The 12,156-nt window shown below is 64.5% G+C and carries 12 protein-coding genes and 1 tRNA gene; 3 read left to right on the forward strand and 10 right to left on the reverse strand.

Annotated features, from left to right (window positions below; all coding sequences use genetic code 11):
• Positions 1–16: 16 nt before the first annotated feature.
• From ABIE58_RS14225 to ABIE58_RS14240, 4 genes are read right to left on the reverse strand one after another with little or no spacing between them, the layout of a single operon-like run.
• Positions 17–1,147: a DNA polymerase III subunit delta' gene (locus ABIE58_RS14225; RefSeq protein WP_354545377.1), complete on the reverse strand. Its 1,131-nt coding sequence runs from the start codon at positions 1,145–1,147 to the stop codon at positions 17–19.
• Entirely contained in the window at positions 1,144–1,770 is a 627-nt protein-coding gene (gene tmk, locus ABIE58_RS14230) for a dTMP kinase (protein ID WP_354545378.1), read from the reverse strand. Before tmk ends, ABIE58_RS14225 begins: the two co-directional genes overlap by 4 nt.
• Positions 1,767–2,930 (reverse strand): D-alanyl-D-alanine carboxypeptidase family protein, encoded by a 1,164-nt coding sequence (locus tag ABIE58_RS14235; protein ID WP_354545379.1) that lies wholly within the window; start codon positions 2,928–2,930, stop codon positions 1,767–1,769. Before ABIE58_RS14235 ends, tmk begins: the two co-directional genes overlap by 4 nt.
• A 16-nt stretch (positions 2,931–2,946) precedes the next feature.
• Complete coding sequence (locus tag ABIE58_RS14240) at positions 2,947–3,843, reverse strand: SPOR domain-containing protein (protein WP_354545380.1); 897 nt, start codon at positions 3,841–3,843, stop codon at positions 2,947–2,949.
• A 213-nt stretch (positions 3,844–4,056) separates the two neighbouring features.
• Here ABIE58_RS14240 and ABIE58_RS14245 point away from each other — a divergent pair.
• The 3 genes from ABIE58_RS14245 to ABIE58_RS14255 all read left to right on the forward strand — a co-directional run bounded on the left by ABIE58_RS14245 (position 4,057) and on the right by ABIE58_RS14255 (position 6,622).
• A tRNA-Ser gene (locus tag ABIE58_RS14245) sits at positions 4,057–4,144 on the forward strand.
• A 325-nt stretch (positions 4,145–4,469) separates the two neighbouring features.
• Positions 4,470–4,697, forward strand: a complete 228-nt coding sequence (locus ABIE58_RS14250) for a helix-turn-helix transcriptional regulator (RefSeq protein ID WP_354545381.1) — start codon at positions 4,470–4,472, stop codon at positions 4,695–4,697.
• Between the two features lie 119 nt (positions 4,698–4,816).
• Positions 4,817–6,622, forward strand: coding sequence for a DUF927 domain-containing protein (locus tag ABIE58_RS14255; RefSeq protein WP_354545382.1), 1,806 nt, complete (start codon positions 4,817–4,819; stop codon positions 6,620–6,622).
• Between the two features lie 183 nt (positions 6,623–6,805).
• Here the strand turns inward: ABIE58_RS14255 and ABIE58_RS14260 are convergent, their stop codons facing one another.
• The 6 genes from ABIE58_RS14260 to ABIE58_RS14285 are packed head-to-tail and all read right to left on the reverse strand — an operon-like array spanning position 6,806 to position 12,137.
• Positions 6,806–7,597, reverse strand: coding sequence for an alpha/beta fold hydrolase (locus ABIE58_RS14260; protein ID WP_354545383.1), 792 nt, complete (start codon positions 7,595–7,597; stop codon positions 6,806–6,808).
• Positions 7,594–8,292 carry an ABC transporter ATP-binding protein gene (locus ABIE58_RS14265; protein ID WP_354545384.1) on the reverse strand — a complete coding sequence of 233 codons (699 nt, stop codon included), beginning with the start codon at positions 8,290–8,292 and terminating at the stop codon, positions 7,594–7,596. Before ABIE58_RS14265 ends, ABIE58_RS14260 begins: the two co-directional genes overlap by 4 nt.
• Before the next feature lie 3 nt (positions 8,293–8,295).
• Positions 8,296–9,036: an ABC transporter ATP-binding protein gene (locus tag ABIE58_RS14270; protein ID WP_354545385.1), complete on the reverse strand. Its 741-nt coding sequence runs from the start codon at positions 9,034–9,036 to the stop codon at positions 8,296–8,298.
• On the reverse strand, positions 9,033–10,061 hold the full coding sequence (locus ABIE58_RS14275; protein ID WP_354545386.1) for a branched-chain amino acid ABC transporter permease: 1,029 nt from the start codon (positions 10,059–10,061) through the stop codon (positions 9,033–9,035). Before ABIE58_RS14275 ends, ABIE58_RS14270 begins: the two co-directional genes overlap by 4 nt.
• Positions 10,054–10,938 carry a branched-chain amino acid ABC transporter permease gene (locus ABIE58_RS14280; RefSeq protein WP_354545387.1) on the reverse strand — a complete coding sequence of 295 codons (885 nt, stop codon included), beginning with the start codon at positions 10,936–10,938 and terminating at the stop codon, positions 10,054–10,056. The genes ABIE58_RS14275 and ABIE58_RS14280 overlap by 8 nt, the downstream gene beginning before the upstream one ends.
• A gap of 26 nt (positions 10,939–10,964) precedes the next feature.
• Positions 10,965–12,137 (reverse strand): ABC transporter substrate-binding protein, encoded by a 1,173-nt coding sequence (locus tag ABIE58_RS14285; RefSeq protein WP_354545388.1) that lies wholly within the window; start codon positions 12,135–12,137, stop codon positions 10,965–10,967.
• Positions 12,138–12,156 lie beyond the last annotated feature (19 nt).

Here is a 12,156-nt window from a genome sequence, read left to right on the forward strand (position 1 = left end):
CCCCGCGCGGGCCGGGTCAGCCCCCGGCGGTCTGCTTCATCCTGAGCACGGTATCTAGGACAAGCGCGGCAGGGTCAAGATTGACCGCCAGCCCGTGACGCGCCCGCGCGCCCACCTCCTCGGCGGTTTGCGCCCAGGCGCGCGCGCGCCCCGCATCAGGGGCCAGCCGCGCCAGCAGGGCGGCCTCGCCTTGGGTGGCCTCGGTCGCGGGGGGGGCACCGGTGGCCCCGGTCCGCGCGAGGCGGGCGAGAAACAGATCGAACAGAGAGAACAGGAGTTCGCGCCGCGCCTCGGCCCCGCGCTGCGCCACGCTGTCGGCAAGACGCAGCGCGCGCGCGCGGTCAAGCCGGGGCAGGCTGTCCATCAGCGCCGCGATCTCGGCATATAGCGCCACGCCATCCAGCGTCACAAGCCGCACCGCCGCGCCCACCGATCCCGCGGCCAGCTCGGAAAGCGCCGCCGTGGCCGCCGGGTCATCGCCGGGGCCGATCCCCGCCGCCGCCAGCGCGCGGGCCATGTCCTGCGGCCCCAAGGGTGCCAGCCGCAGCATCCGGCAGCGCGAGCGGATCGTCGGCAACAGGCTTGACGGCTGATGCGCGACCAGGAGCATCACCGTGCGCGCGGGCGGCTCTTCGAGCATCTTAAGGAGCGCGTTGGCGGCCTGCGTGTTCAATTCATCGGCGGCATCGACGATCACCACCCGCCGCCCGCCATCGGCGGCGGATAGGGCAAAGAAATTGCCCATCTTGCGCACCTCGGCCACGCGAATCTCCTGCGCCAGCCGGTCGCCCTTGTCGTTGGGGCCGCGCCGCAGCAGGAACAGCCCCGGCTCCGACAGCGCCCGCATCCGCCGCGCCACGGGGTGCTCGGGGTCCACCTCGAGGCTGGCAGGCGGGGGCGGCGCGCCGAAAAGGCCATCCTCCTGCGCCCCGCCCCGCGCCAGCAGGAACCGCGCGATGCGCCAGGCCAGCGTGGCCTTGCCCACCCCGCGCGGCCCGGTCAGCATCCAGGCGTGGTGCAAACGCCCCGAGGCATGGGCGTCGAGAAACGCGGCCTCTGCCGCCTCCTGCCCGAACAGCCGCGCGGTCTCGCGCGGGTGCGGCGCGCCCTCGGCGCGGTCCGGCTCTGGCAGGGTATCGCCGCTCATGCCAGCCGCGCGGCGACCACGCGCGCCACCTCCGCCGCCACCACCTCCGGCGCACGCGCCCCGTCGATCACGACGACGCGCCCGGCGGCTTCCTGCGCCAGCGCGAGAAACCCGGCGCGCAACCGCTCCTGCAAGCCCAGCCCGAAGGCTTCGAACCGCGCCTCGCCATCGCCCCGCGCTTCGGCACGCGCCAGCCCGGTCGCAGGGTCGATGTCGATGAGCAGCGTCAGGTCCGGCTCCTGCCCGATGACCAGCCGGTGCAACGCGTCCACCAGCGGGCGCAGATCGGCGCGGCCCACGCCTTGATAGACCCGCGTGCTATCGGCGAAACGGTCGCAGATCACCACCGCGCCCCGCGCCAGCGCGGGCGCGATCACCCGCTCCAGATGGTCGCGCCGCGCGGCAGTGAAAAGCAGCACTTCGGTCTCGGGCGACCAGCGATCCCCCGCACCCGTGAGCAGCAGATTGCGAATCTCCTCGGCCCCCGCGCTGCCGCCCGGCTCGCGCGTCAGCACCACCTCGCGGCCCGCCTCGCGCAGCCGTTCGGCCAGAAGACGCGCCTGCGTGGACTTGCCCGAACCGTCGATGCCCTCGAAACTGATGAAGAGGCCCTGCCCGCTCAAGAGGCCCCCTCGGGGCCCTCGCGCAACCGCTCCAGCACCTGCCCCGCCACCATGCGCAGCCGCGTCATGAACCCGCCCGGTGCCACCGCCTCGGTCGCCACCAGCGGCACCCGCGTCTCGGGCAGGCCCTCGGGCGCAAGCACCAGCTCGGCCAGCGCATCGCCCTTGGCCACCGGCGCGCGCACCGGCCCGGTATAGACCACCTGCGCCGCCAGGCTCTCGCTGGCCAGCACCGGCAAGAGCGTCTCCACATCGGCGGCCGGCGCAAGCCCGACCTCGCCCGCCTCGCCCATCCAGACCGGCGCACGCGCCACCACCTCACCCGCGCGCAGCACCGTCTTGCGCGCGAAATGCCGGAACGCCCAGTTCACGATCGCCTCGGATTCGCGGGCGCGCGCGGCGGCGCTGTCAAGCCCGGTGATGGCAAAGATCACCCGCCGCTCGCCCTGCACCGCCGATCCGACAAGCCCGTAGCCCGCCGCCTGCGTATGCCCGGTCTTGAGCCCGTCGGCCCCGATCCCGAGGCCGAGAAGCGGGTTGCGGTTGTGGACATTGGCAGGCGCGCGCCCGTCAAAGCGAAACTCGCGCTCGGCAAACATCGGGTAGAACGCGGGAAAATCCTCGATGATGTGCCGCGCCAGAAGGCCGAGGTCGCGCATCGACATCACATGCCCCTCGGCGGGCCAGCCGTTGGAATTCTTGAACACCGAATTGGTCATGCCCAGGGCCTGCGCGCGTTGCGTCATGTAGCGGGCAAAGCCCGCCTCGGTGCCGTCGGGGCTGAGCGCCTCGGCGATCACGGCGCAGGCGTCATTGCCCGACAGGACGATGATCCCGCGCAACAGATCCTCGACGCGCACCCGGTCGGTGGTGTCGAGAAACATGGTCGAGCCGCCATAGCTCATCGCGTGCTGCGATACCGGCAGCCGCTCGTCGAGCGACAGGCGGCCATCGCGGACCGCCTCGAAGGCCACGTAGAGCGTCATCAGCTTGGACATCGACGCAGGCGGCAAGGGCGTGTCGGCATTCTTGCTCAAGAGCACCGTGCCTGTGGTCGCATCCACCACATAGGCCCCGCGCGCGCTCGTCTCAAAGGCCAGAGCCGGGACCGCGAGGCCAAGCGCGACAAGCGCCGCCAGACAGCCCTTCATGAATGTCATCACCGCATCCCCCCGTTCAGTTCGTCACCGGATAGGCATCGGCAAATCCGATCCCCTTAATCTTTTTCAGCACGGCGGCGCGATCAGAGGCAGAGGCCGCAGGCCCCACCACCACCCGCCAGAAACGTTTGCCCTGCGAGTTCTGATCGAACACCGTGGGCACCATGCCCGCCTGCCGCAGCGCGGTGGCGGTGTTGCGGGCGTTTTGCTCGACGCTGAATATGCCCACCTGCACGTAGGGCTTGGCAAGCGACGCGGCGGCGCGCTCTGGCCTTGGCGCGGGCGCGGCGGTCTCTGTGGCTTTTGCGGCGTTCGCGGTCTCTGCCGCTTCCGCCGCCTCAATGGCAGCAGCGGCGGTGCCGGTCACCGGGTCAAGATCGCTGGCCTCGACCTCGGGCGCGGACGCGATATCCTGCGGTGCCGCATCCTCGGCTGTCGCGGCCTCCTCGGCCGGGGCCTCCTCGCGGCGCAGCGCGGTCACGTTGAGCTGTTGCGGCGATCCGGCGATCAGCCCCAGCGCCGAGGCCGCATCCGACGAGACCTGAAAGGCCGGTCCCGGCACCTCGCGCTGACGCCGGAACAAGGCACCGATTACAAATTTTCCATCGGCGGTGTTGCGGATGATGACGCGCTCGGGCTCTGTCACGTCCGGATGCGCCACCCAGACGCCGCCGAGCGAAGGCCGCCCGTCCCACAGCCCCATGTCGGTTGCCTGAAACACCTCGGGGGCCTCGACATCGCGCTCCACCAGCCGCGTCGCGCGCGGGCCGTCCCCCGCCGCCGCGCCTACCCCGCCCGCCTGCGGCTGGAGCAGGGTGAATTTGCCGCTCTCGTCGCATCCCGCCACCAGCAGCACCCCCGCCACCAGCACCAGGCCGCGAACCGCGTTTCCGCCTCGTGTCACTCGTCCCATGCCATGCCTCTCGCCTGTGCGCCGCGCGGGCTTGTCGTTACCCGCCTTGTTGCGGCGCAGTCTAGCCTGTCCCGCGCGGCGTGAAAAGCGCCCAGCCCGGCCCTGCGCGGATTTCCACGACGCGGCACGCCATCGCGCAACAACACTTCCAGAATCGCGCGCACGCCGCTAAGGCACGTCATCGCTCGCCCGTCCGCGCGGTCGCGGCGATGCGGAAGGGTGGCAGAGTGGTCGATTGCACCGGTCTTGAAAACCGGCGATGTGAGAGCATCCGTGGGTTCGAATCCCACCCCTTCCGCCACTTAAAGCATATAGCTTACTGTTTATTATTAATTTTAGAGTAATTGAATTTTAGTTCCCACCAAAAATACCACCAAATGGACTGCCTCTTGATGCCTTGTCGCTCCGCCGCGTGCATCGATGTGCCGACCAGCCGTATGTCAGTGTGGAGATCACTGTCCGTTACAGAAATTGACATAAAGTTCACGATTCAGCGCATACTGACGTTTTTAAGCTCTTTCTCGGCTCTTCCGAGGACGGATTGCTATACGTTAGATGGTTGAGCTAAAAGCGTCTTTTGATGCTCTGGGTCAACACGTTTGGACAACACTCGTGGAGGATGGCTCATGACTATCCACAGCAACAATCTCTACCTTTCCGTCGACCAGGTCGCCCAGCGCTTCAACGTGTCCAAGGACTCGATCTGGCGCTGGAAGCGGAACGGCGAGTTCCCCAAGCCCTTCAAGCTGGGCGGTGCCACCCGCTGGCGCCTCTCGGATATCGAGGACTGGGAAAGCCGGCTCACCTGCGGCTTCGTAACCGATCTCGATGTCGGGGCGCTGATGGCCCACTGACGGCCAGCAACAGCTACTCCACCAGACCCTGATGGCCCCGATGCCGGGGCATCAGCCATATCAGCGGCGTGATCTTGATCTCGCCGAACCATCCCGTCATGCAAATTCGAGGTAACGCCATGACAAATCACAGCACCTTCTCCCCGCACGACACCGCACACGAGAACATCGTCACCTTTCCGCATACTGGCAACGCTCGCGGGCATGTTGCATCTGCCATGATCGACGGTCATGGGTCCGACGGTATTCCCGAACGCTTCACCCTTTGCGATGACGGTATCTATGAGTTGCGCTCCGGAGATGAAGAAAACCTGGTGCCGGTGAAGATATGCTCGCCCGTCGTCGTGATGGGACGGTGCCGGACTGCGGCCGGCCATGGCTGGGGCCGCGTGGTCTCCGTGCAGGATCCCGAAGGGACTTGGCATGAGCTGGTCTACGAAGGGCGGCAGCTTTCGCAGTCGCCGAACGTCGCCCTCGCCCCGCTCTTCGACCTCGGCCTTGAGCTGGCACCGGCACGCAAGGCGGCGGAAAGCGTGATGCTGTTGCTGCGCTCGTGGCAGCTCGAGGCAGTCTATCTTCGCTGCCACCGGGTCGGCTGGGCCAGTGACGCGCATGACGCCTTCGTCCTCGGCAACGGCCGCGTGATCGGACATGCCCTTGTGACGACGGACAGCGTCCCGGACGACATGAAGGCGGCGACCAACACGCGCGGCACGCTCGACGCGTGGAAAAACGAGGTCGCGGCACGGTGCGTCGGCAATCCGCTGATGATGCTGGCGGTCTCTCACGCGTTCAGTGGACCGCTTCTGTCCATTCTCGGCCAGACCGGTGGAGGGTTTCACCTGCGCGGCGAGTCATCGCGCGGCAAGTCGACGATCCAGTATGTCGCCTCATCCGTCTGGGGCGCGCCGAGCCTGCTGCAGAGCTGGAACGGCACGCTCAGCGGCCTCGAGGGCGTAGCGGCCGCGTGCAACGACACGCTGCTGAATCTCGAGGAGCTGCATAATGCCGATCCCAGGACTGTCGGAGAGACCGTCTACATGCTGGGCAACGGCAAGGGTCGGAACAGGGCAAAGGCGAATGGGAAGCCGCAATCGGCGCAGCAGTGGCGTGTGTCTATCCTGTCGAGCGGAGAGGTCACGCTCGAAGAGCACATGGCGAAGGCAGGCCGCGAGTTCCGCGCTGGTCAGGCGGTGCGCCTGATCAATATGGAGGCCGACTGCCGGATGCACGGCGCCTTTGATGATCTGCGGGGTGCGCATGATGGCAGCACTTTTGCCGAACAGCTCAATCAGGCGAGCCTCGAGAATTACGGCCATGCCGGTCCGCTCTTTGTCGAGCATGTGATGGGAAACCGCGAAAAGAAAAAGAAGTGGCAGGAGTTCATTGATGACCTCTGCCGCAGCGTGGCAAAGCGCGCAGATCTGTCGCAGAGTAATGGACAGGCGCATCGTGTCCTCAAGCGCTTCGCCATTGCGGCACTCGCCGGGGAGTTGGCCACGAAGGCGGACCTGACCGGTTGGCCGGCAGGTGGTGCGAAAGCGGCGGCGTGGGAGATGTTTCGGGATTGGTTCGATGCCGAGGAGGGCGTGACGACCTCGGAGATCGACACGGCCGTGCAGCGCACGCGGGATTACATTGCAAAGCACCCCGAGCGCTTTCAGATGATCGGGACCGAGGACAATCCCCCGGTCGATGGATGGCGGGACGATCACTGGGTCTACATCCGGACGGAGTGCTGGCAGAAGATTCACGCTCCGAATAATCCGAGTGAAGTGGCTCGGCTGCACGCGGATGGCGGATTCCTGAAGACTCAGAAGAGCGGTGGTTTCCAGGTGCGGATGGGACGGCAGATCGAAGACCGCCCGTGGACCTATGCCGTCAACGCCGCGAAGCTCCGCGAGATAGGTGAGCCTGAGCGATGAGCTAACTCGGGCATTCGACAGCAGGAGGGGCGATAACCCCTCCAGCTAACCTGACCATTTGGACCAGCCGGACCAATCGGGCCAGAGAAATGACGCCTTTTCAGGGCGGTCCAAGTGGTCCGGCATACGCGTTTCCCAGGTGTCAGTAAGATGCAAGTTCGAAGAACAATCTGAAGCGATCGGTCAGCCGCGAAGTCCAGCACTGGACTGACTGCGCTCAGAGATCGCATCGAGACAAGCGGCCAGCACGACCTCGGGATGAGACTTGTGAAGCTCGTGGCCCGCGTCCGCGATCCGGAGCGCCGAAATCGAGGGAGAAGAAACTTTGGTTTCGATCAGGTCGATCTGTCGGAACGTCCCGTATTCATCGCCGCCACCCTGCACGAGCTGAACCGGGCAGAAAATGCTGGGCAAGAGTGGAGTGATATCCCACTCAGCCATGTCTTGGGAAAGCCACAGCGCGCGCCAGGCATTGTAGGCAACGCCGATATCAGCGTGTCGCTGTGCCAGTGCCCGCTCGAAGTCATGGTTGGATCCCGGTTTGGGCAAGGCACGGATGCCCTGCCGCGTGCGCGCCTCAACGATGACATGAGGCGCAAGCGCAGTGATCGAGCGGACGCGATCGGGGTGCATTGCGGCTGCGATCAGGGCGATGCTGCCACCATCGCTGTGACCGATCAGGTCGGCTGAACCGAGTCCAAGCGCATCCATGACTGCGGGCAGCACGATCGTTGCCTCGCGCGTGAGGTAATCAATGGGCTTCGCAGGGGACATCGGTGGCGATCTTCCGCAACCGGGTCGCGAGTATAGAACAAGCCGGTGCTCAGGCAGATGCCGCTCGAGTCTTTCGGCGAGGTTCACAAGCGATAGCCGCGTGCCGAACCCGTGGTGAAGGAAAACGACGGCCGGGCCGTTTGGCGCGCCCATCTCGGTGCAATCGATAGCGCCTGCTTCGGTCAAGAGCAGGTCGCTCATACTGAGAGCTGACCTATCAGCAAATTGCGGTCCTCTGCATCCTCGGGGTCGCCCTCGAGCACGACCCGACCGCGTTCAATGGCAACGAAGCGATCGCACACGGACAGGGCCTCATGGATGTTCTGCTCGACCAGAAGAACGGCTTTGCCGTCGTCGCGCATCTGCCTGATGATCGCAAAGATTTCCGCCACAATCATCGGGGCGAGGCCCTCGGACGGTTCGTCGATCAGCACGACATCCGGGTCTGCGACCATGATCCGTGCCATCGCCAGCATCTGCTGCTCGCCGCCCGATAGCGTGGTTGCGGATTGCCGTGCGCGTTCGGCCAGCCGCGGGAAGCGTTCGAGGACCGGGTCAAGAGGATCGCGCGGTCTTGGTCCACGCAGACCTAACATGCCCAGTTCGAGGTTTTCCTGCACACTGAGGCCGGGAAAGATTCGCCGGTCCTCGGGCACGAAGGCAACGCCCACACGGTTAATGGCATCGGGCTCCCGCCCGCCGATCTCTCGGCCATTGAGCCTGATCGCACCGGATGAAGGAGCGAGCCAGCCCGCGATGGTCTTGAGCAAAGTGGTCTTGCCGACACCGTTGCGACCGAACACGCCCATGACCTCTCCGGGCTGGACCGACAGGCTGATACCTTGGATGACATGGCTCAAGCCGTAGTGGCTATGGATGTCCTGAATTTCCAGCATGTCTTATCCCTGTCCAAAATACGCTGCCTGAACCGCCGGGTCGGCGCGCACCTGAGTGGGTGACCCCTCGGCCAGTTTCTGGCCCTGGTGCATCACCACGACATGATCGGATATCTCCATGACCACCCCGATATCGTGCTCGATCAGAAGGATCGAGACATCCTTTGCCAGTTCACGGACCATCCGCGCGGTGTCCTTGGTGTCCGAATGGCTCATGCCCTGTGTCGGTTCGTCGAGCATCAGGACGCGCGGCTCAGAGGCCAGACACATGGCGATTTCAAGTCGCCTTTGTTCGCCGTGGCTGAGCGTGCCAACCTGTTCATTGGCCTTGGCCCCTAGTTCGAACCGGTCGATCAACTCCGCCACCTTTCGCGCCGCGCGATCGGTTCTTCTTGGCGGCCAAAGCATGTGACGCACTGGTTCCAGCCGCTGTGCCGCAAGGCGCAGGTTCTCTCGCACTGTCATTTCGAAAAAGAGGTTGGTGATCTGGAACGAGCGAGCCAGCCCTACGTGCTGCAATTTGGCGGGAGATCGGCCGGTCACGTCCCTCCCATCCATCACAACCCGGCCATATCCGGGTTTCAACGCCCCCGAGATCAGGTTGAAGAGCGTCGTCTTTCCCGCGCCGTTCGGGCCGATCACGGTCGTGATATTGTTTGCCTTTGCAGCAAGGTCCACGTTCGATACCGCCTTCAGTCCTCCAAAGGAAATACCGAGTCCTTCGGTTTGCAGAATATCAGTCATAGCATGCTCCTGAAGGGGGCTTCGTCTTCTGCACTGTCCGAGCCCGTCCGTGGCGCTAGCATGCGCTCGACAAGCGGCTTGAACAGACCGACAATGCCCTTTGGAAGAAACAGGATGGCCCCTATGAAGATCAGCCCAATCGCGATCAGATGATGTTCGGTCATGCTTCCCATCACCGATTTCAGCATGGTCAGCAGCACCGCACCGTAGAGCGCGCCAGCCAAGGTCCCGGCACCTCCGACGATCACCATGATCAGCGCATTGCCCGACATGGAGAAAAACATCAGCTCCGGCGAGACGAACCCCCTAAGCATCGGGTAGAGTGCGCCGCTGACGCCGGCGATGATCGCGGCAAGAACATAGGCCACCATGCGCGGCCACCATGTCGAGTAGCCAAGAAACGGCACACGCTTTTCGTTTGCCTTGAGAGCGATGATCACCCTGCCGAACGGCGTGGTGAGCATGTAGGCGGCAACGAAATATAGGATGGCGATGATGCTTAGCGTCAGCAGGAAGAATCCGAGTGCATTGTCGGCGGACAATGTGACGAAGCCCAGCGGAATTTCCAGGATCGGTATTCCGATGAGCCCATCCGAAGCGCCAAGCTCGCGGGTGTTGTAAACGACCTTTGCCACGACCTGCGCCATTCCGAAGGTGATGAGCGCAAAGTAGACACCACGCACGCGGTTGGCGATCAGCCCGCCCACGATCCCGGCAATCAGGCTAACCCCAGCTGCGACGCCAAGGGCAAGCCAGAAGGACGGCACGTCACGCAGCACGAGCGCGGCGGTATAGGCACCCACACCGAAATAGAGCGCCTGACCTAGCGACAGAAGCCCGCCGAATCCCAGAAGAATATCCACCGACAGGGCCAGCCCTGCCAGAATCAGCGCCTCGGTCGCCAGCCGAAGGTAGAACACGTCGCCCGATGCCGCCGCCAGCACGCCGAAGATAAGCGCCGCGAGCGCCAGAATGCCCGAGAAGACGTGGTTCGCGCGCATGGATATGTCGAGACGGTCAAGCATGTCCGATCCTCCCGAAGAGCCCCTGCGGCCGCAGCATCAGCACGGCGACCATGACACCGAAGACGATCGGCTCGGACCAGACGGGCGACACGATCAGGCTGGAAATCGCCTGCACCTGCGTCAGCACGATACCGGCAATCACTGCACCCCAGATCGAACCCATGCCGCCGACGATCACCACGGTGAAGGCGATCAGTATGAAATCGCGCCCCATTGTGGGAAACACGGAATAGACAGGGGCCAGCAGCACCCCGGCCAGACCGGCCAGGGCAACGCCGAATGCAAAGGCCCCTGAATAGACCCAGCTGACCCGCACGCCAAGGCTAGCGGCCATGTCGCGGTCGAACGATGCCGCGCGGACCATCGCACCCAGCCGCGTGCGATAGACGACAAAGGCGACGACCAGTATCACTGCGATCCCGATCGCGATCAGGAACAAACGGTAGGTGGGAATGAACACGCCCAGAAACTCGGTCGCTCCGGGCAGCGGGTTTTCGGGCCGATGCGTGTTCGGCCCGAAGATGATCTTGAGCACGTCCTCCAGGATGAGCGCCAGACCGTAGGTCAGCAGCAGTGTCGAAACGTGCCGGTCCGCCCCGTCGTAGACGCGGCGCACCAGATAGCGTTCAGCGACGACCCCCAGCGGGATCATGAGCACCGGAACCAGCGCGACCAGCACCCAGTAATTCACGCCGAACGCGCTCAAGGCCAGCGCACCGAATGCCCCGATGGCATAGAATTCGCCGTGGCTCATGTTGATGACGTCGAGCAGGCCAAAGATGATCGTCAGGCCCAGCGCCACGAGGATCACGGAGATCCCGAGCGCCAGACCGTTGAGCATCTGCGGTGCCAGAACGAATTGGATGAATTCGATCATTTGGGATCTCCGTTCTCCATGACCGCCTAGAAGCGGTCACAGACATCCTCGCCAATGGCGTCCTCGCCGGCGATGCGATCGGCGATGGTGAACGCGCCATCCTTGACCTCCACGACATAGACCGGCTGTATTGCCTGGTGGTCGCCCGCGCGGATTGTCTTGACACCCTGCGGCGTCTCCCAGCTCAGACCTTCGAGCGCTGTGCGCACCGCATCGGTATTCGTGGACCCCGCAGCCTCGACCGCCTTCTTGTAGGCGAAGAGCAAACCGTAGCTGTCGGCGCCATAAAGGTCGGGATCGACCCCGTTGCGCTCGTTGAACGCCTCAACAAAGGCCTTGTTCTCGGGCGTGTCGATCTCGGTGGAATATCCCACACCGGTGATGAACCCCTCGGCCGCATCACCAATGGCCCCGATATTCTGACTGGTAACCGTGCCTGAGGCACCGAGAACGGTCAGCCCGTCCAGCAGGCCGAAGTCCTTTAGCTGGGTGAACAGGCGCACCGTGTCATTGCCTGCCACCGAGGTGTAGAGAACATCGGGGCGCGCGGCGCGGATGCCGCCGAAATACTGGCTGTAGTCCTTGGCATCCAATGGCGCGAACACCTCGTCGGTGCTTTCAGCCCCGACACTTTCGGCATTCTTCCGGAAGGCGGCGACGGTCGAGCGGCCCATCTCGTAATCCGGCCCGAGATAAAAGACCCTGGTGCCTGGACGCTCGCGCTTCAGCCAGACGGCAAGGGCGGCGGATTGCTGCCCGGCCCGGGCATTGACCCGAAACACGTTGGGCGAACATCCCGAACCCGTGATGGCATCCGAAAACGAAACGGTGGTCGCGATCAGCTTGCCCGCTCGTTCGGCAACCTGTCCGACGGCCAGTGTGGCCCCCGAATTGACCGTGCCGGTCAGAAAATCCACATCCGAAGCGGTCATGAGCTTCTCGGCCTTCTGCACGGCGACCGCCGGATTGGCCTCGCTGTCCTCGTAGACCAACTCGATCTGCCGACCGTCGATGCCACCGGCGGCATTGATCTCCTCCGCAGCCATGTCGAGGCCCCAGCTGACCTGCTGGCCGATACCTGCATAGGTGCCCGAGATCGGCGTGACCACTCCGATACGGATCGGTCCCTCCTGGGCCAATGCGGCGGTTCCCGCCAGCGCTGCGACGGCGACTCCGGCAAACAGTTTCTTAACAGACATCATGTTTTCCTCCCTTTTC

Source organism: Roseovarius sp. MBR-78 (assembly GCF_040547535.1).
GTDB lineage: Bacteria > Pseudomonadota > Alphaproteobacteria > Rhodobacterales > Rhodobacteraceae > Roseovarius.

What these genes read in the sequence shown, in the direction of transcription:
- ABIE58_RS14255 (WP_354545382.1), top strand. Translation starts at nt 4,817, where the DNA reads ATGACAAATCACAGCACCTTCTCCCCGCACGACACCGCACACGAGAAC.
- ABIE58_RS14265 (WP_354545384.1), bottom strand. Translation starts at nt 8,292, where the DNA reads ATGCTGGAAATTCAGGACATCCATAGCCACTACGGCTTGAGCCATGTC.
- ABIE58_RS14275 (WP_354545386.1), bottom strand. Translation starts at nt 10,061, where the DNA reads ATGCTTGACCGTCTCGACATATCCATGCGCGCGAACCACGTCTTCTCG.
- ABIE58_RS14270 (WP_354545385.1), bottom strand. Translation starts at nt 9,036, where the DNA reads ATGACTGATATTCTGCAAACCGAAGGACTCGGTATTTCCTTTGGAGGA.
- ABIE58_RS14285 (WP_354545388.1), bottom strand. Translation starts at nt 12,137, where the DNA reads ATGTCTGTTAAGAAACTGTTTGCCGGAGTCGCCGTCGCAGCGCTGGCG.
- ABIE58_RS14250 (WP_354545381.1), top strand. Translation starts at nt 4,470, where the DNA reads ATGACTATCCACAGCAACAATCTCTACCTTTCCGTCGACCAGGTCGCC.
- ABIE58_RS14240 (WP_354545380.1), bottom strand. Translation starts at nt 3,843, where the DNA reads ATGGGACGAGTGACACGAGGCGGAAACGCGGTTCGCGGCCTGGTGCTG.
- ABIE58_RS14235 (WP_354545379.1), bottom strand. Translation starts at nt 2,930, where the DNA reads ATGACATTCATGAAGGGCTGTCTGGCGGCGCTTGTCGCGCTTGGCCTC.
- ABIE58_RS14260 (WP_354545383.1), bottom strand. Translation starts at nt 7,597, where the DNA reads ATGAGCGACCTGCTCTTGACCGAAGCAGGCGCTATCGATTGCACCGAG.
- ABIE58_RS14225 (WP_354545377.1), bottom strand. Translation starts at nt 1,147, where the DNA reads ATGAGCGGCGATACCCTGCCAGAGCCGGACCGCGCCGAGGGCGCGCCG.
- ABIE58_RS14280 (WP_354545387.1), bottom strand. Translation starts at nt 10,938, where the DNA reads ATGATCGAATTCATCCAATTCGTTCTGGCACCGCAGATGCTCAACGGT.